1 protein-coding gene is annotated in these 716 nt (G+C 64.5%); it reads right to left on the bottom strand.

Going from position 1 to position 716, the window contains the following annotated elements; genetic code table 11:
- On the bottom strand, positions 1 to 716 hold a 716-nt coding region (locus tag AC07XB_RS39005; RefSeq protein ID WP_492833294.1), incomplete at both ends, for a citrate/2-methylcitrate synthase.

The following is a 716-nucleotide window of genomic DNA, read 5'->3' as shown; positions in this document are numbered from 1 at the left end:
AGGTTTTCCGGCCCGGTGTAGTTGGCGCTGGGGCGGATGATCTTGTTGTCGATGCGTTGCTCGATGATATGCGCAGCCCAGCCCGAGGTGCGCGCGATCACGAACAGCGGGGTGAACATGGCGGTGGGCACGCCCATCATGTGATAGCTCACCGCGCTGAACCAGTCCAGGTTGGGGAACATCTTCTTGGCGTCCCACATGGTGGTTTCCAGGCGCTCGGCGATGTCGAACATCTTCATCGAGCCGGCATCCTTGGACAGGCGCCGCGCCACTTCCTTGATCACCTGGTTGCGCGGGTCGCCGGTGGTGTACACCGGGTGGCCGAAGCCGATCACCACTTCCTTGTTCTCCACGCGGCGCGAGATGTCGATATGCGCCTCGTCCGGGCTGTCGTAGCGCTTCTGGATCTCGAACGCCACTTCGTTGGCGCCGCCGTGCTTGGGGCCGCGCAGCGCGCCGATGGCGCCGCAGATCGACGAGTACATGTCCGAGCCCGTGCCGGCGATCACGCGGCCGGCGAAGGTGGAGGCGTTGAACTCGTGCTCGGCGTACAGGTTGAGCGAGGTCTGCATGGCGCGCTCCCACAGTGTGGACGGCTTCTGGCCGTGCAGCAGGTGCAGGAAGTGCGCGCCGATGGTGTCGTCGTCGGTCTCGACTTCGATGCGCCGGCCGTTATGGCTGTAGTGGTACCAGTACAGCAGCATGGAGCCCAGGCT

Source organism: Cupriavidus sp. GW821-FHT02F09, from assembly GCF_059421605.1.
Note: the sequence above shows the minus strand (reverse complement) of the source record. Positions and strands in the feature narration are given on the sequence as shown.